Genomic DNA, 18,899 nt, shown 5'->3' with positions numbered 1-18,899 from the left:
CAATATATTAAACCTACGCACTTCTACCGCACACATTTTACATATCTTTACAAAAGCATCAAAAAATAAAGATATGGCAACAAATAAACACGTTATTATAAGATATAATACATTAGATCGGTGTTTTAGTAATGCAGGAAAGCGATATTATATAGAAGATTTATTAGAAGCTTGTAATGAAGCGTTATTTGAATTTGATCCAAAGTCAGACGGAATAAAAAAAAGACAACTATACGATGACATTCGTTTTATGGAATCTTCACAAGGGTTCTCAGCTCCGATAGAAAAAGTAAAAGATGGAAGACGTACCTATCATAGATATGAAGATCAATCATTCTCCATAAAAAAACAACCGTTAAATGATAGTGAAGCCGATCAAATAAAATCGGCAATGTTAGTATTGAGTAGATTCAAAGGATTGCCGCAATTTGAATGGGTAAATGAGTTAATTCCAAAGTTAGATCAAACTTTCAAGTTATCAAATGAAAGTCAGGAAATCATAGGCTTTGATAACAATGAGTACTTAATAGGTACAGAATACATTTCTCCACTATTCAAAGCAATTAAAAACAAACAAGCTTTAATTATAACATATCAATCGTTTAAAGCTAAACAATCGCAAGCAATACAATTTCATCCGTATTATTTAAAACAGTACAACAATCGTTGGTTTCTATTTGGGAAGAATAGCGAATACGATAATATAACAAATCTAGCTTTAGACAGAATAAAAAATATGGAGCATGCTTCAATTCCGTATGATATAAGTAAGATGATTAATTTTGAAGAATATTTTGATGATATTATAGGTGTTACCATGCCTAAAGATCAACCGTTGGAAAAAGTAATTCTAAAAGTATCTTCTCAATTAGCTCCGTACATAAAAACGAAACCTTTACATGGTTCACAAAAGAAAGTGGAAGAAACTAATGACAGTTTTACATTCTCAATAGAAGTAATTCCAAACTTTGAATTAAACAAAAAAATACTTGCTTTCGGGAAAGACATTGAAGTAAAAGCACCTATTTTTTTACGAGAAGAAATACAAACAATTTTAAAAGATTGTATTCAAAATTACAACTAGTGCAGAATCATTGCACACATAGAGTATATCTTTGTGAAACATTACAAGAAAAAGGTTAAAAATAAAATTTGATGAAGGACAATAGATTTTTACAAATAATAGCAACATTACGAACGCTCAAAAATACATCAGATAGTAATCTATCAAAAATTGACGCGTTGATACTGGAATGTTTCTTACTAATACTGAAAAAAGAAAACATTATACAAAAAGGGGTTGTTAATTATCATTCCAATAGGATAGAAATTAAAGATGTTATGAGTTCGTTGATAAAAAATTCTATTCATTTCGAACTAGAGGAATTATATGAACGTTACATTTTTAGTCTTATAAGTACCGTTAAAAGATATTATTTTTCAGATTTAATTAGCATCATTACTGACATACAGAATGATTTTTTAGAAGAAAAGGGAACTGAATTATTTGAATCCTTACTCGGAGAAACCAGCGGCTATAGAGATCCGTATGCTGACGCTTTACAGCCGCAAGAAGTTACTAAAATCATGAATCACTTTAAGCCAAAGCAAGCAAATTATAGTTATTACAATCCATTTGCAGGATTTGCTTCTTTAGCAGTAAACTTACCTGATACAATAGAATATATCGGTGAAGAACGGAATCTTGGAACTCAAGTACTGGCAAAATTACGCTTACTGATTCATAATAAACCCAGTAATTTTACGCTCAAACAAAAAGATAGTTTAGAAAATTTTTACGTTAATAGAAAGTATAGTTTTATTGCCTTCAATCCTCCATTCAATCTCAAGTTTAATAGAGATTTAGAGTACCTATCTCATGAAAACATGTATTTCATTAGAAATAATGCGAATGCGTATATCATATCAGAATGTTTTGAAAAGCTTAAAAAAGGAGGAAAAATGGTATTTGTAATGCCAAATGGTTTTTTATACAGCAAAAATAAAAGAGAAAATGCGCTCAAGAAATTTTTAGTAGAGAATCAGTATCTGGAAACAATTATAGCGTTGCCTTCAAATATTTTAAACTTTTCATCAATTCCAGTAAATATCATTACCCTAAGCAAAGAGAAATCTTCAAAGAAAAGTGTTCGGTTTATTGATGCAACTAATTTATATACAAAGTCATCTGCAAAAAGAAATGTAATAGATGCAGATAAAGTAATAGCATTGATTGATAGTTATGCTAAAAATGAACTTGTTCGAGACATATCATTTCAAGAAGTTTCAGAAAATGATTATAACTTATCAGTAAATAGATATGTATTTGAAGAGTTGCAAATACCTGAAGTAGAACAGAAATATCTAGTACCTCTAAAAAATATTTCAAAGTCATTACGGAGGTTGAAGCCAGAAGTTAAGAAAGGAAGATACATTAGAATAAGTGACTTATCTGATGGAGAAACAAATTTGGCAGAATCTTTTGATGAACTAGAGGAAAGAGAATTAAAGGTGAATGCATATAAATTAGTAGATAATTGTTTATTGCTTTCAACACTTCATGCGAGTTTAAAGCCTACAATATACAAGAAAGGAAAATATACGGTTTTTTACCCAAGACCAATGATTTTTGCTGTAACAGTTGATAGCTCAAAAGTTGATATTGAATATTTAGCATTAGAATTACAAAAAGAATACGTTCAAAAACAATTAAAACGAAACAAATCAACAGGTGCAATACAAAAAATAAATATAGACGATCTACTTTCTATCAATGTCATACTTCCAAGTTTAGAAGAACAAAAAAGTAAAAAATACGCCTATAAAGAAACGATTGTAAAGAATAAACTAACGGAAGTAGAAGAATTAAGAGAAAGTTACGGAATTGATGTCGCTGATGAAAATAGCTTTCTACGTCACTTAATAGCAGGGCGACTCAAAAATATAAGAGGAGCTTTGAGTGCAGTACAACAAATTATAAAAGACCAGGTTGTCAAAGAGATGCCGGAAGTGTTAACATTGAAACGCAATGAAAAACTAACGCAAACGCTTGGAGATTATTTACAAATATTAGAGAGAGACATTACAGATGTTAGTAACAGTGTTATTATTGTAGGACAAGAAATTGATCTTACAGCAATAAAATATTCAAAAATAGAAGTCCTAAAATTTCTAACTAATTATGTAGAAGAAATACAGGGGCGTGACCATAATGTTTTTGAAATTACATTAAATAAAGATCTTGAGTTATTAAAAGAAAGTAAAGTCAAAGAAATATATGTCAATGGAGATAAAGAATATTTAAGACGAATTTTCGATAACATTATCGAAAATGCAGAAAAACACGCGTTTGAAAATCAATTAAATACAAATAACAAGATTAAAATAGAGCTTCAATACGATTTTGAAAATCTTACATTGCAAATAGACTTTAAAAACAATGGAAAATCACTACCAAAAGGCTTCACCCTAGGAGCTTACACAAGAAAAGGCAGTATGTTTGGAAAAAATGCAGGTAACGGACTAGGCGGCTGGCTTATAAATGAAGTTGTAAAAAAACACAAAGGAGAATTGAAAATTATTGATAAAACAAGTGCCATTGAATTAGAATCCCATGACACAACAACAATAGAAATAAAATTACCTATAACATTAAAAGAATAACTATGTACAATATATTATGGTTTGATGACGATCATCAAAAGTATGAAACAATTAAAGAAGAAGCTTTACTTGCAGATATTACACTTAATGGATGTAGTAATGCTGCCGACGGCTTGATAGAATTAAAAACCAATGAATATGATGCAGTTATTTTAGATGGTCTATTTTTTAAAACAGCAGCAGAAGCTGGAAATGCATTAAATGATGAAGCTTTTGGAGAAGTTGCCAAATATTTAGGAGAACAAAAAGCAAAAGGAATTACTATTCCTTGGTTTATATATTCAGGACAATCTTCTTTTGTAAAAGACAGAAACAGTTTGGTAAATCTTTTTGCAGATACTTCTTTTGCCAACGGAAAAGTCTTTGATAAAGCTAAAGATTCTGATTTTGCTGAATTATGTAAGGAAGTTAAAAAGTCAGTAGATGCCTTACCACAAACACAACTAAAAAATGAGCATGCAACTATTTTTGAAATCTTTACACTAGGATATTTACCAAATACGGTAAAAGAAAACTTAATAGAAGTTTTATTGCAACCGTTACCTCAAAATAATAATGAACTAAAGGCGATATTAGTCAATATTCGTAGTATTCAAGAAAGTTGTTTTTTGGCTTTAGAAGGCATCAATGTACTTCTTAATACTCATAGAAATTTTATTGAGAAAGTAAAATATCTATCTGGAGAGACATGGAATAGAAGTCAACGAAAGTATCTAGTGACATCAACAATATATCAAACTCATGAAATTGAACTCTTGCAAAGTTGGTTGTATAAAACATGCGGAAAGTATATTCATAATACTGAAAACCAAGTGGATTATATGATTAGTAATTATAATGTAGAAGCGCTCAAAAATGGACTGTTGGAAATTTTGTTATGGTTTAAAAAAACATACCAAGAAAACTCTTAAGAAAGTTAATACTTCTCTAAAAATAGACGATACCAATCGGTTGAAGGATTTTTTCCTGCAACCGATTTTTTCTGTAATAAATTCCCTATTTTGTTGCTCACAGAAACTAACGAATGCAACTACACTGCGCAGGTGCTAAATATCTTTACATCAGTAAAATAAAAAAGCACAAGCAGTATGAAACTAAACGAAACAATGATCGCAGGAACGCTAAAAAGCACGATTGATAAAACCTGGAATGACTTCTGGACAGGCGGAATCTCCAATCCATTAACGGTAATAGAACAATTTACCTATCTTATCTTCTTACGCCAACTAGACAAACGTCAAGAACGCAGCGAAAAAAAAGAAAACCTTTTGGGAATTCCTTCAGAAAATCCAATCTATACGGAAAAACAACAACCCTTACGTTGGAGTAGCTTCAAACAGAAAAATCCGGAAGAAATGTTTGACCTATTCACCAGACCGCAAAAAGATATTGATGACTTAACGGTTTTCGATTTCATGAAAAATATTGGGCAACAAGGTGGCGTATTTGCAAAATACATGAAAGGAGCCATCTTCATGATTCAATCACCAAAACTATTAGACAAAGTTGTACAGCAAATAGATAGCTTGGAGTTGGAAAACAAAGATGCAAAAGGCGATTTGTACGAATACATGCTTAGTAAAATTGCGGAAGCAGGAACCAACGGGCAATTCAGAACGCCGCGTCATATCATTCGGATGATGGTAGAAATCACGCAACCAACACAAGACGATATTATCTGTGATCCAAGTTGTGGAACAGCGGGTTTTATGGTGGCAGCAGGACAATATATTTACGAAAAACATCAAGATTGGTTCAATAATCAAGAATTCAGAAAGCATTTTAACAATACCATGTTCAATGGTATTGAATTCGACCCTACGATGTTGCGTATTGGTGCCATGAACATGCAATTGCATGGTATGGACAATCCAACGTTAATTGGAAAAGATGCACTAAGTGAAAGTAACAGTAATATCAATGAAGCATATTCATTAATTTTAGCAAATCCGCCGTTTAAAGGTAGTTTGGACTATGATGAGGTAGAAAGTAGCTTGCTCAAAGTGACCAAAACCAAAAAAACAGAATTACTCTTCTTAGCACTCATGTTACGGATGTTAAAAACTGGCGGAAGAGCAGCCGTTATTGTACCTGATGGCGTATTATTTGGAAGCTCCAAAGCACACAAAAACATTCGAGAGCAATTGGTAGAAAAGCAACAACTACAAGCGGTAATTTCAATGCCAAGTGGTGTTTTTAAACCCTATGCAGGTGTAAGTACGGCTATACTATTCTTTACAAAAACAAACTCTGGCGGAACAGACCATGTTTGGTTTTATGATATGAAAGCAGATGGTTTAAGTTTAGACGACAAACGGAATTTACTAGTAACGGAAGATGCTTTTGAGCAATGCTTTACAGAACCAGCAAATATTTTGGAGGAAGTAAAAGGCAAATGCGACATTCCACAAATATTGCTAGATGCGCCCAAACTTATTAACATGGCAACAACGGCGACTAAAAAAGAAAAAACACAATTACTTAAACAATTCTCAGATCGTACGCAACAATCATTCTTGGTGCCAAAACAGGAAATTATAGACAATGATTGGGATTTATCCATCAATAGATACAAAGAAATTGTTTATGAAGAAATAGAATACGATGCGCCCGAACTTTTAATACAACAAATAAAAGACTTGGATACACAACGTACGGAAGCATTGGCGAACTTGGAAAAAATGATTGGATAATGGAGTTAGTTGAATTAGGGAAATTATGTGATTTTATAAATGGTGATAGAGGAAAAAATTATCCATCCCAAAAGTCTTTCATTTCAGAAGGAATTCCGTTTATAAGTGCTAAAGATTTAAAAAATAGTTCTATAAATAAAAAGAATTTGAGATTTATTTCTGAAACAGTTTATAATAAGTTGAGTAGTGGAAAATTAAAAGATAATGATATACTTTTTTGCTTAAGAGGCTCTTTAGGTAAGTTTGGAATAAATTCAGAAAATATTAAAGGTGCCATTGCATCTTCTTTGGTTATAATTCGACCAAAAGATAATTTAGAATTAAACTATTTGAAACACTATTTGTCAAGCCTAATATTTAAAAACTTAGTGATTAAATCTGACAATGGTACCTCGCAACCAAATTTATCCGTAACAAACGTTAAGGGTTTTAAGATTCCACTACCAAACCTAGCAACCCAAAAACGCATTGCAAACATACTAGACGAAGCAGACAAACTCCGCCAATTCAATAAAGCAATCATTGAAAAATATGATGCACTTACACAGAGTTTATTTTTAGAGATGTTTGGTGATCCCATTGAAAATCAAAAAAACTGGAAAGTAAACAGGTTAAAAGAAATTTCTATAAAAATTTTAAGTGGTAATACACCAAAAGGAGGAAGTAAAGTTTATGTGAAAAATGGAATTACATTTTTTAGAAGCCAGAATATTTGGAGAAATAGAATTGAGCTTGATGATGTTGTTTGCATAAGTCAAGATATTCACAATAATATGCAGAAAAGTAGTTTGAAGAATGGAGATATATTAATAACTAAAACTGGTCGAATCAATACAGAAAATAGTAGTTTAGGACGAGCTGCTATGTTCATGGGTAAGGATGATAGTGCAAATATTAATGGACACGTATATTTAATAAGGCTTAAAGAAGATATCATTAATGAATTTGTTTTATTCATACTTACCACTCATAAGTATAAAGAATATATAAGAAGCGTATGTGTTGGAGGAATTGACAAAAGACAAATAAATAAAACACATTTAGAAGAGTTTCCTATAATTTCACCACCAATCAAACTTCAAAACGAATTTGCCAAGCGCATACAAATCATAGAAAAACAAAAACAACAGGCACAAGAAGCCTTGCAAAAAAGTGAAGACTTATTCAATAGTTTGTTACAAAAAGCATTTAAAGGAGAATTGGCCTAAAATTTAAAATGGTAAAAAGTTTTTTCCTACATTTATAGAGAATTTATCACAAACTAATGATATGAGTAATTTTACATTCTTACAGCAAGAGTTTCCCAAACTGTACGAAGCAGCAATGGAGGCAGAAAGCGATACGTTTTCAAAGCCAAAATTTGCTGCCTTGCAATGTAGAATTACCTTAGAATTTGCAATGGCTTGGTTGTATGACAATGACCCAGAATTGGAACGTCCGTATGACAGAACATTAAGTGGTTTATTACATCATTACCAATTCAGAAATACGATAAATGCCACCATGTTTCAAGAGTTAAACTTGGTGCGACGTATAGGAAACAAAGCTGCACACGGCACAAAAACAACAAAACAAGAAGCACTTATTTGCCTGCGAAGTATTTTTCGGTTTACTACATTTATCAGTAAATATTACAGTGTTGCCAATCCTGAAATTCCAGCTTTTGAAGAAGCGTTCATTCCAACGGCAACACAAACGATAAAAGACAATACAGCAAAAGAACTCAAAGGCATTGCTGAAAAAGCGGCAAAACAATTAAAAGAATTACAGCTCCAAAAAGAAAAAGAAGCCGCACTTATTGCAGAAAATGAACTCTTAAAACGACAACTAGCACAACAAAGACTAGCGTTTATAACACGCAAGCAAGCACGAAAAGAAAGTATCAATGCCGCTGTTGAAATTCCAACACTAACACCTGAACTGGAAACTCGAAAACTATACATTGATGTATTGCTACACGAAGCTGGTTGGAAAGACTTAAAAAAAGGAACAGATCTGGAGTTTAAAGTAACAGGAATGCCAGTAAGTACCAATCCTTCGGGTAAAGGTGCTGCCGATTATGTACTTTGGGGAAACAATGGATTGCCACTAGCAGTTATAGAAACAAAACAAACCCTAGTTGATGCCCGAAAAGGTAAACAACAAGCGGTTTTATATGCAGATTGTTTGGAACAAATGACAGGACAACGTCCAATTATTTTCTATTCCAATGGTTTTGAAACTTACATTTGGGATGATGCATTTTATACAGAACGTCAAATCCATGGATTTTACACCAAAGAAGAACTAAACTATCGTATAGAACAACGCAATAATAGAAAAGACATTCGACAATTTCAAGTCAATACAGCTATTGTAGAGAGACCGTATCAGCTAGAAGCGATCAAACGTGTTGCTGAAACGTTAGTTGTCACACACAAAGGAGGTATAAAAGGAAAACATAGAGAAGCCTTATTAGTAATGGCAACAGGAAGTGGAAAAACTAGAACTTCTGCTGCTATTGTAGATATGCTGACAAAATGCAACTGGGCAAAACGAATCTTATTCCTAGCAGACAGAAATGCATTGGTTACACAAGCTAAAAATGCTTTCAAAGAACACTTACCACATTTAAGCGCGATAGATTTAACCAAAGAAAAAGATGATAACAAATCAAAGTTGGTATTTTCGACGTATCCAACGATTCTGAATAAAATAGATTTGCTAAATGACACGGATGAGCGCTTTTTTGGTGTTGGTCATTTTGATGTTGTAATCATAGATGAAGCACATCGTTCTGTCTATCAAAAATACGGTGCTATATTCGATTATTTTGATGCTATTTTAATCGGATTAACCGCAACACCTAAAAATGATATTGATCACAATACCTATAGCTTATTTGGAATTGAAGATGAAGATCCAACATTTGCCTATGAATTAACACAAGCGGTAGATGATGAATATTTGAATCCGCCAAAAGCGATAAAAGTACCTGTCAAGTTTGTCCGAGAAGGAGTCAAATACAAAGAACTATCAGAAGAAGACAAACGAAAATTTGAAGAGAAATTTGGAAACTATGAAGGAAATCCAGATAACGAAGAAGCAGATATTTCTAAAAGTGATATCAATAAATTTCTATTCAATGAAAAAACGGTAGACATTGTCTTAGATTTTTTAATGACCAATGGAATTAAAGTAGATAGCGGAGACAAACTAGGAAAAACCATCATATTTGCTAAAAATCATAATCATGCCATTTTTATAGAAAAAAGATTCAATAAAAACTATCCGCAATATGGCGGTCATTTTCTAAGGGTAATTGACAACTATGAAAGCAAGGCACAAGATTTATTAGAAAAATTTTGTGATGACAAAGAAGAATTATTGCCACAAATAGCCGTTTCTGTAGACATGATGGATACTGGTGTAGATGCGCCAAGAGTTGTAAACTTGGTTTTCTTCAAAGAAGTACGATCGTATGCAAAATATTGGCAAATGATAGGTAGAGGAACTCGGTTGCGCCCAGATTTATTTGGAATTGGAAAGGACAAAGAACACTTCTTACTATTTGATTTCTGTGGAAATTTTGAATTCTTTGATGAATTTCCAGATGGATTAAAAACAACAATTTCAAAATCGTTATCACAAAATGTTTTTGAAACGAAATTAAATATTATTACTGCGATAAGAGACAATGTTAATGCTTCTGCTGAAGAAGATACTATTGCGAAAAACTATACAAGTCAATTGTATGAAGCTATCAATGAATTAGATGAAACTCGATTTGAAGTTCGAAAAGTATTGCGTTTTGTAAAACAATATAAAGTTAAAACCCGATGGGACAATTTAACTGTTGGAGATGTAGCTGATATATGTACAAATTTATCAAATTTACCTGTATATAAAGATGGCGATTCGGAATCGGCAAAACGTTTTGATTTGTTGGTATTGCGTTTACAATTGGCATTAGTAACAACCGCTAAATCGCCTCAAAACTATATTCAACAGATATATGATATTGGAATTACGTTATATAAAAAGCGAAACATTCCAATGGTAGCTAGCAAACTTGAAATCATACAACAAATTATAGACCAAGATTTTTGGAAAGCAATAGATGTTACACAAATAGAACATATTAGAATAGAATTACGAGAACTGATTTTTTTAATAAAAAAAGAAGGCGTTTTACCAGTGTATACAAATATGGAAGATATTCTTTTAGAAGATGGCGTAGAAGAAGTTGATATTTTGCCAACATATACCAAACTTCAAAGTTATAAAGACAGAGTAGAATCTTTTATACGAAAAAATAAATCGCACTTAGTTATTGATAAATTACACAAAAACATACCAATTACAGATCGAGAATTAGCACTTTTAGAAAGTTTACTCTTTGAAGATGAAATAGGTTCAAAAGAGCAATACAAAAGAGAGTATGGTGAAGTGTCGTTAGGGAATTTTATACGATCAATTGTTGGTTTGGATATAGGAGTTGTGAATACCTTATTTAGCGAATATATTCAAAACGAAAACCTACAGCCAAATCAAATTACGTTCATTCAAACATTGATAAATTACTTAAATGTAAATGGAACCTTAGATAAATCATTATTGGTAAAACCACCTTTCAACGAAACACATGATGATGGTATTATTGGAATTTTTGATGATGAAAAAGACATACGAAGTATTATTTCTATCATAGATACGATTAATAGAAATGCAAACTAATTTCATAAAGTTTTATGGGGACTATGGAGAAACCAAAAATTAAATCGTTGGAAGAAATACTTTTTATAAATGAGTTAACTATTCCCAAATACCAACGACCTTACAAATGGAGTGCAAAAAACGTAAATCAATTACTAAATGACATCTTACTACACAGTGATAAAATTGCGTATCGTTTAGGAACTTTGGTAGTACATCATGATTTGAAAGGAAATGAACTCAATGTAGTAGATGGTCAGCAACGTCTACTAACTTTATCTTTAATAGCGTATGAATTATTGCAAACTGAAATTGCACCAAAACTTAAGCGATTTACAGTTGAAAACTTAAGTATCTCAAATGTAAAGATTGATAATGAAGTTTCTATAAACAACCTCAAAAGAAATCAAGCAATTATAAAATCTCGTATTAAAGAATTCACAAGAGATACGATATTATTTTTCTTTGAAAAATGTGAATTTGTGTACATCAAACTGACGGATATTTCAGAAGCATTTCAATTTTTTGACTCGCAAAATACAAGAGGAAAAGACTTAGAGCCACACGATTTATTAAAAGCCTATCACTTACGGAAAATGGTTGGTAATACTGAAGAGGAAAAAATACAATGCGTGACCAAATGGGAAGAAGTTTCAGACGAATTACATACTGTTTTTGATCACTATTTATACAAAGTACGTCAATGGTGCAAAGGACGATCAGGTTTACATTTTAACAAAAATAAAATAGGAGTTTTTAAAGGAATTTCTGTTGAAGATACCAATAACTATAATTTTGTACAGCCATACAGAATTAGTCATTACTTCACAGAAAAGTACAACAATGACATATATAGAAAAATTGATCTTTCGCAACGTGATTATCCGTTTCAAATAGATATGGTTATGTTAGATGGGAAACGATTTTTTGAGTACGTACATTACTATGCCAATCTTATCCATAAAATTCAGAATATATATAACGAAAAAAGATTCAATGCATCCATTCTAAAAAACGTACCAGATAAAGAACATGTAGCACATAAAATTTTAGAGCTCTTACGAACCTATCATGGTAGAAACAGAACAGGTGATTTGTATGTGAAAAATATCTTTGATTGCTGTATATTATACTATTTAGATAAATTTGGAACTCATAAATTAGAGGAAGCCATTGTGAAATTTTTTCATTGGTCTTTTGCGCCAAGATTAGAAAAACGAGCTGTTAAAGAAGTGACAGCAGACAATCATGGAAAAGCATACAATGGATACTTTAGAACTATTCGCGAAGCAGTACACACAAATGACATAATACACAAGTCATTAGATTTAGTAAATTATGTAGGAAAGGATAAAGCAGTTAAAAATTTAGAAAGCATAGTAGGTATGTTTATCGAACTTAATGCGATACGAACAAATGGATAGAGAACCTACAGCATTTAATTTAAGGAGAATTTTTGATGAAAACTACATCATTCCACTGTATCAAAGAAACTATGCTTGGCAAGAGCGAGAAGTAGCACAATTAATACAAGATATATGGGATTCGGGAATATCTGACAAATCTAAAAACTACTACATCGGAACCTTGGTAGTACATAAACGTAAGGTTCATGGAAAACCTACATACGAAGTAATTGATGGACAACAACGATTAACTACTTTAAATATTTTATTAAGCGTATTAAAAAATGAATTTAAGGAAAGTATTACTACTAGATACGAATCAAAATTAAAGTTTGACAGCAGAGCTATTTCTTCCAATACTCTAAAAATCTTAGCTGATAATCATGAAAAACCTTCTGAAAAAGAAAATTCAAAAATGCGTCAGGCGTATTTAGACATGTCAAAGAAAATTGCTGAACTTCATGCAGGAAAAAAAATAGCACTACAAAATTTCAAAGAATATTTATTTGATAAAGTACAATTGCTACGCGTAGAAGTACCAGAAGATACAGATTTGAATCACTATTTTGAAATCATGAATAATCGCGGCGAACAGTTAGAAAAACATGAAATCTTAAAAGCAGAATTACTAGAACCTTTACAAAACGATGTAGATGCTACCAATGCTTTCGCTATGATTTGGGATGCTTGCGCCAACATGGAACGTTATGTGCAATATGGTTTTGAAAGTGACATAAGAAAACATGTATTTGGAAAATCATGGAATAAGTTACCAAGTAGTTTTGAGTGCGTCATTGAAGCTGTAAAAAAAGAACAAAAAGATAAAGAGAATACAAAAAATGAAAACGAATCCTTTTCGTTTTTAGAATTAGCTCAAAAGGATGAGATAGCGTATAAGAATGAAACTTCCAAGGGAGAAAAAGAAATACGTTTCAACGCTGTGGTAACGTTTCCCAATTTCTTGTTGCACGTACTTCGTGTTTATGTAAACTATCACATAGATGAAAATGATATTCCATTAGATGACAAACGATTACTAATTACTTTTAAGGAAGTTATAGATAAAGAAAAGGATAAGCAACAATTTGTCAAAGACTTTTCCTTGTGTTTGTTACAGTGTAAATTTTTATTTGATAAATATGTGCTAAAAAGAGAATTTAAAGACAACCAAGAACATTGGAGCTTACAAAGAATCGAATTAGATTCTCAAAAGAAACCCTATTATAAAAAGACGTTTGACTCAGATCAACTAATCATGTTATTGTCCATGTTTCATGTGTCATTTCCTCAAATGATATACAAACATTGGTTGAATGGCGCATTAAATTATTTATACACAAGTTATGATGACGACATAAATGAAAATGAATATATTGAGTTTTTAGAAGTAATGAGTGATGCTTTTTACTTTGATCGATTTGGTGAAAACGAGTTGTCTTACTTCGATATTATTTACAAGAATTCATGTAAACCAATCCATAGAGCAATCAATGAAGAACATTTACATATAGGAACAAAAGTTCAGAACTTTATATTTAATAGGTTGGATTATTTATTATGGAAATCACAAGTAATAAAAAAAGAAAACAAGTATCTTATTGATAATATCAATTCGTTTAGTTTTTCATTTAGAAGTTCTGTAGAACATTTTTATCCTCAAAACCCCAAACCTGGAGCAGATCTAAAAATATTCCCTAAAGACTATTTAGATAGATTTGGAAATTTATGTTTGATTAGTAGAAGTAAAAATTCAGCGCTCAGTAATTATTCTCCAATTGCTAAAGCAGAACATTACAATAATTCATCAATCATTGAAAGTTTAAAACAGCGTTTAATGATGAATGATAGTAAAAACTGGGATGAAACAGCTTTTACTGAGCATGAAAATAAAATGATAAACTTACTGAACAGAAATACATTACATCATAATTCTTGAATTTGACTAATTAGTCTCAATCGGATACTTTTTAAAGTATGCAGTTACCGCAAATGATAATTTTTCTTCAAGTGTATATGATCTAAATTTTTGCATAGATTTTTTATGTCTGCGAATATCATAATGTTTCGAATTATCTTTAGAAATGTATTCAAATGCTAAAAAAGAGATACTACGTTCGTATGCTTTCATGCGTGAATCATCAAGATCATAAAACAGATAGCCATTCATTTTTTTATTAAAATAAGTAGCAAATTCTAAAAAAGGTAGTTTGTAAGGTTTGTTTTTATGTTCAACCATAACACCTTTTCTCAAATTACGTGTTTCCATGAGTTTATAATCAACTGATTTTTGTCGTTTTTCATCGATAGAATCAATTGTGATTTTATCGTCAAAAAATGTTTCTAATAAATCATTGTATAAAAAAGAAAACGGAACTACTTCTAATTGTTTTATAGTATATTTTTTCTTTAAAAAGAGATGACCTTCTGGTGTGATTTCGTAAATTAAACCTGTATCATTATACTGCTCTTTCAATAAACTATTTTTTACTAAATAATGAAACTGTACGGTTACAAAGGCATCTTCTGCAATTCCTAAAAAAGCACAGATTTCTGTATGAGTATTGATTCCAGTAATTATAGTTTCTAAAATGACTTTACTAAATCGATCAATAGCAACGCTCTTTTCAGCAACAACTTTCTGTACACATTTCCAAAAAGGAATATGAATTTCAAAAATATTTACAAGTTCAAAATCTTCATGATGATCTTTAAACAGATCGTATTGTTTTTCATATGTAATTAGAAAATCTGTTTTCATTGTAAGATATTTTTAAAATTGGAGACAATTACACCTTGTTCTTCAAGTTGTTGTACAATTTCTTTTAGCTTAAAATCTTTAAATTCACTTTTTTCATGTAAATGCGCTCTTTTTAAAATGTATTCATGATCTCCTACAATGATTAATAATTTTTTAGCTCTTGAAAAAGCCACATTAATTCTCCTATAATCATCTAAAAAACCAATGTTAGAAGCACTCTTACTACTTTTTACGATATCATAAATAATAATATCTCGTTCTGCTCCTTGAAATTTGTCAACGGTATTGATATCGATTAATGAAATGTCTTTTTCATTCGTGTTTTGTTTTTTGAAATTTTTATACTGAAGTGTATCTATAGTATTTTTGAGTAATTCTACCTGACCTCTATAACCTGCTATAATTCCAATAGTGAAAGGATGTTCTTTTTCAGTATTTCCTTGATATTGTTGGTCTAACTCACTTAAAATTTCAAGAATAGTATCTTTATTACATTCATTAGATCTTTTAATACTATCATTATTGTCGTGACGATTATCTATACTTGAAGTACTTACCATTACAACAGATGTTGGAACTTCAATGATTTCATTAGAGACAACATCTTTAATCTTTGTATATGGTTTCTTCAATGATAATCCGTGAAATTTTTGTTGATCATAATTTAGGATTACTTCTTCAAGAGGGTTTTTTAGTGGATTTTCTTTGTAAAAGTGAGTTGAAATTAAGTTACCCAATTGCCTTGGCATTCGATACTGAGTCGCTAACATTTTATAATATTGAGATAGACTATTGTTTTCAAAAGCAAGAAATAATTTTTCAAATAAGCTCTCTCCAAATTCTTTCTGAATATCCAAGCCATTATCATCAAGTTCATCTCGAATCTTTTCTTTTATCGCTTTCTCTCTCGTAACTATGGGCGGTAATTGTTTATGATCTCCAATCATGATGACATTTTTAGCCATGTTGATCGGAACTAAACTTTCTGCTGGAGTTGCTTTGCTGCCTTCATCCATAATGACATAATCAAACTTAAAATCTATATTTTGATATTGTCCACTAGCAATGTGAATACAAGTAGCTCCAATGACATTTGTAGATTGAAGCAAAGCGGTTTTTAAATCTATTTCAGTAGTTCCAGTATGTAACATGGAAACTTTTTGCTTTCCTTTGTCTGTGTCTGCATTACTCAAAAAGCTAAACCAATCTCGTTGAATAGCTCTCAATTTTGAAGCTTTTGGATCAAGATGCTTATCAAAAACCTGATTGACTTCTTGTAGATTTTTTACTTTTTCAAATTTTCTTTTGATATAATTATTTTGAAAACGAAGATAATTTTGAAAGTCAGTGAAGTTTTTGTTATTTCCACTATTTGAAATTGCTGTTTTAAATTTTAGAATTTCTGTGTCTATCTTAATATTTTTCAGTTTTATATCTAGATAGTCCTTAGAAGTATTCTTTGTTTTTTCTACCCAATCTGAAAGCTTATTTGTAAGAGAATGCATTTTAATAGATTCTGTAATTCTATCTTCATCGGAAGCCAATCGCATAAACAAAATAGAATCAGGTAAACGCTCCAAAACATTATCTACTGCTAAATTTGACTGAGACGTAATTAAAATTTTCACATTGCTGTTTTCTTGAACCAATTGTTGCACTAATTCGACAATAACGGTTGTTTTTCCTGTTCCTGGCGGTCCTTGAATTAAGTATAGAGGCTTTGTATGTAAAGCTTCTAAAACTGCTTCAAATTGTGAGTCATCGGTTTTTAAATATTCATTTATCAATTTATTTTCAAAAGCTATATAATCTAAATTAGACGAGATAGTAGGAATCATGTTCTCAGGTGTAGTTAATATAGCACATAATTCAGGGTTAACTACAGCTCTCTTTGCAAAATTTTGACAGGCATGTATTTGCTTTTTAAATTGACTTGTTTCTATCCGTACATCTTCAATTAACTTACCTGATTTGGGAATTTCATTAATAGTAGTTTCAGCATCTTTTATAGTCAATTGACAACTCTTTTGATTATAATAATTAATGATTCCTATTATGTTATCATCAATAACAAGCTTTACTTCATTTTTTTTAAGCTCTCGAAGCGAATACCAATCTCGATAGCTTTTAGAGAGTTGAAAAATAATATTATTAGGGTTCTTTTTATCTATTTTGCAACTTGTATATGTAGCTTTAAATGCTCTTTCTTCAATAAACTCTCGTTCTTTTTCAGGAAGCGTTTTCCATTTGGTAATAAAATCAGTTTCCTTTTTATATAATGTCCGAAATTCATTAGTCTCATTCCACAGATCTTCAAAATATTCAAATGTATCAAAACGATCTAGTGGTTCATAACTAAACTTATATTCACATAAAAAACCATTATCAATCACATAATCTTTTTTATGACTTTTGATTTTATCAGCCAGAATAAAGATTGAATTGTCTGAATTCACAAAGAAATTTCCACTATGGTTTTCAGTGGAAAATTGTCCCTTAACATTATTTTCTTTTTCTGATTTTTGATCGTCTAAAAATAGAAAGCATCGTTCATTCATCTCCTGCATAACAGATTCAAAATGCTCTCGATACTCTTGTTTAACAATGATTTTAATCGTTTGTGAATTGTAAATATTTTGATAGACTCTATTTTGACATTTTTTTAATTTTTCTATTGCATCTTTATAACTACTAAATCGCTCAATTTTAGTTGGGGATAAAGCTTTATCAAAAATAGAATGAAGATTGCTGTCATCACTCACTTCCAATATGCTTTTAAAACGAACGAAAATGGCATACATGTCTGATTGAAAAGAAGGTGTTTTTGTTTTCTTAAATTCTGGGGCAAAATAGTTTGAGTCTGTTGCTCTAAAGAGAATAAAGATTTTTAATAGACCTAAAAACTTTATCTCTGGTTGATCATCATATAGAGGAATAGTTAATGGAGAGATATAAAAGCCATATTTATTTTGATTTTTCAGATGCTTTAATGTTTCGAGTACTTTTATTAGATCATCTAATGCTGGTTCATTAATTAGCTCAGTATTCTTGTGTTCATAAACAATAAAGTGTGCGCTATTTTTTTCATCATAACCATATTGAATTATTCTTTGGACTAACGGTATTGTTTCATTACAAGTCGGTTCTATTTCATATTTTAATATGCGATCAACAAAGTTTTTATGATTTAGAGGTGTTTTTATGAGGAGTACTTCAACTTGATTTCCATTATTGTCTTCGGCTAGATACAGTTGAATAATATTATTGAACTTATCTAATACTTGAGTAATTTCAAACTTATTTATGTAATTCACAGTTTAATATGTATGAGCAGATAATTAGATAGTAATGAATTTAAATACTTTGACAAAAAGTAGACAAAGTTAGTTTGTTTAGGCTACATCTACTTACGGTTTCCCGTATCGAATATGATTATTATAAAATAAGAGTTACAATCATTTTAAAGTTTTATTAATAGAAAATTTTAGGGAGGTTTCTTGATATATACATATATTGAAAGAGTCAATTAATGACTAATTTGAATAGAAAAAAGTTATAATAAGTTCGGTGAAAATTTCATATTAATTATAAGTAACAAGAGTATTTTGTTCATTTTAAGTAAATAGTGGGGTAAATTGTTTTTTCTAAAATATAAAATCTGTAAAATATTTCTGTAAAATGTTA

General features: G+C 30.7%; 10 protein-coding genes. 8 read left to right on the top strand and 2 right to left on the bottom strand.

Annotated features, from left to right (window positions below):
* The first annotated feature begins 73 nt into the window (after positions 1–73).
* The 8 genes from Q0828_RS00575 to Q0828_RS00540 all read left to right on the top strand — a co-directional run bounded on the left by Q0828_RS00575 (position 74) and on the right by Q0828_RS00540 (position 14,393).
* Positions 74–1,084, top strand: a complete 1,011-nt coding sequence (locus Q0828_RS00575) for a WYL domain-containing protein (protein WP_298416804.1) — start codon at positions 74–76, stop codon at positions 1,082–1,084.
* Between the two features lie 71 nt (positions 1,085–1,155).
* The gene (locus tag Q0828_RS00570) at positions 1,156–3,663 is read left to right on the top strand and encodes an N-6 DNA methylase (protein ID WP_298416803.1); all 2,508 of its coding nucleotides are present in this window, start codon (positions 1,156–1,158) and stop codon (positions 3,661–3,663) included.
* A gap of 2 nt (positions 3,664–3,665) precedes the next feature.
* Positions 3,666–4,574, top strand: a complete 909-nt coding sequence (locus Q0828_RS00565) for a hypothetical protein (RefSeq protein WP_298416801.1) — start codon at positions 3,666–3,668, stop codon at positions 4,572–4,574.
* Between the two features lie 177 nt (positions 4,575–4,751).
* Positions 4,752–6,356, top strand: coding sequence for a class I SAM-dependent DNA methyltransferase (locus tag Q0828_RS00560; protein WP_298416799.1), 1,605 nt, complete (start codon positions 4,752–4,754; stop codon positions 6,354–6,356).
* Positions 6,356–7,564, top strand: coding sequence for a restriction endonuclease subunit S (locus tag Q0828_RS00555; RefSeq protein ID WP_298416798.1), 1,209 nt, complete (start codon positions 6,356–6,358; stop codon positions 7,562–7,564). The genes Q0828_RS00560 and Q0828_RS00555 overlap by 1 nt, the downstream gene beginning before the upstream one ends.
* A 61-nt stretch (positions 7,565–7,625) precedes the next feature.
* A complete protein-coding gene (locus Q0828_RS00550; protein WP_298416796.1) occupies positions 7,626–11,072 on the top strand; it encodes a DEAD/DEAH box helicase family protein in 3,447 nt (1,148 codons plus the stop codon).
* A gap of 23 nt (positions 11,073–11,095) precedes the next feature.
* Entirely contained in the window at positions 11,096–12,475 is a 1,380-nt protein-coding gene (locus Q0828_RS00545; RefSeq protein WP_298416794.1) for a DUF262 domain-containing protein, read from the top strand.
* Positions 12,453–14,393 (top strand): DUF262 domain-containing HNH endonuclease family protein, encoded by a 1,941-nt coding sequence (locus Q0828_RS00540; protein ID WP_298416793.1) that lies wholly within the window; start codon positions 12,453–12,455, stop codon positions 14,391–14,393. Before Q0828_RS00545 ends, Q0828_RS00540 begins: the two co-directional genes overlap by 23 nt.
* A 6-nt stretch (positions 14,394–14,399) precedes the next feature.
* On the opposite strand, the gene Q0828_RS00535 is transcribed toward Q0828_RS00540, so the two are convergent.
* Positions 14,400–15,215, bottom strand: coding sequence for a hypothetical protein (locus tag Q0828_RS00535; RefSeq protein WP_298416791.1), 816 nt, complete (start codon positions 15,213–15,215; stop codon positions 14,400–14,402).
* Entirely contained in the window at positions 15,212–18,529 is a 3,318-nt protein-coding gene (locus tag Q0828_RS00530) for an AAA domain-containing protein (RefSeq protein ID WP_298416790.1), read from the bottom strand. Before Q0828_RS00530 ends, Q0828_RS00535 begins: the two co-directional genes overlap by 4 nt.
* Positions 18,530–18,899 lie beyond the last annotated feature (370 nt).

Source organism: uncultured Kordia sp. (assembly GCF_947496985.1).
Lineage (GTDB): Bacteria > Bacteroidota > Bacteroidia > Flavobacteriales > Flavobacteriaceae > Kordia.
Note: the sequence above shows the minus strand (reverse complement) of the source record. Positions and strands in the feature narration are given on the sequence as shown.

Excerpts from the sequence above, each read along its gene's own strand:
- Q0828_RS00575 (WP_298416804.1), top strand. The coding sequence starts at position 74 with ATGGCAACAAATAAACACGTTATTATAAGATATAATACATTAGATCGG.
- Q0828_RS00540 (WP_298416793.1), top strand. The coding sequence starts at position 12,453 with ATGCGATACGAACAAATGGATAGAGAACCTACAGCATTTAATTTAAGG.
- Q0828_RS00565 (WP_298416801.1), top strand. The coding sequence starts at position 3,666 with ATGTACAATATATTATGGTTTGATGACGATCATCAAAAGTATGAAACA.
- Q0828_RS00535 (WP_298416791.1), bottom strand. The coding sequence starts at position 15,215 with ATGAAAACAGATTTTCTAATTACATATGAAAAACAATACGATCTGTTT.
- Q0828_RS00545 (WP_298416794.1), top strand. The coding sequence starts at position 11,096 with ATGGAGAAACCAAAAATTAAATCGTTGGAAGAAATACTTTTTATAAAT.
- Q0828_RS00550 (WP_298416796.1), top strand. The coding sequence starts at position 7,626 with ATGAGTAATTTTACATTCTTACAGCAAGAGTTTCCCAAACTGTACGAA.
- Q0828_RS00570 (WP_298416803.1), top strand. The coding sequence starts at position 1,156 with ATGAAGGACAATAGATTTTTACAAATAATAGCAACATTACGAACGCTC.
- Q0828_RS00555 (WP_298416798.1), top strand. The coding sequence starts at position 6,356 with ATGGAGTTAGTTGAATTAGGGAAATTATGTGATTTTATAAATGGTGAT.
- Q0828_RS00560 (WP_298416799.1), top strand. The coding sequence starts at position 4,752 with ATGAAACTAAACGAAACAATGATCGCAGGAACGCTAAAAAGCACGATT.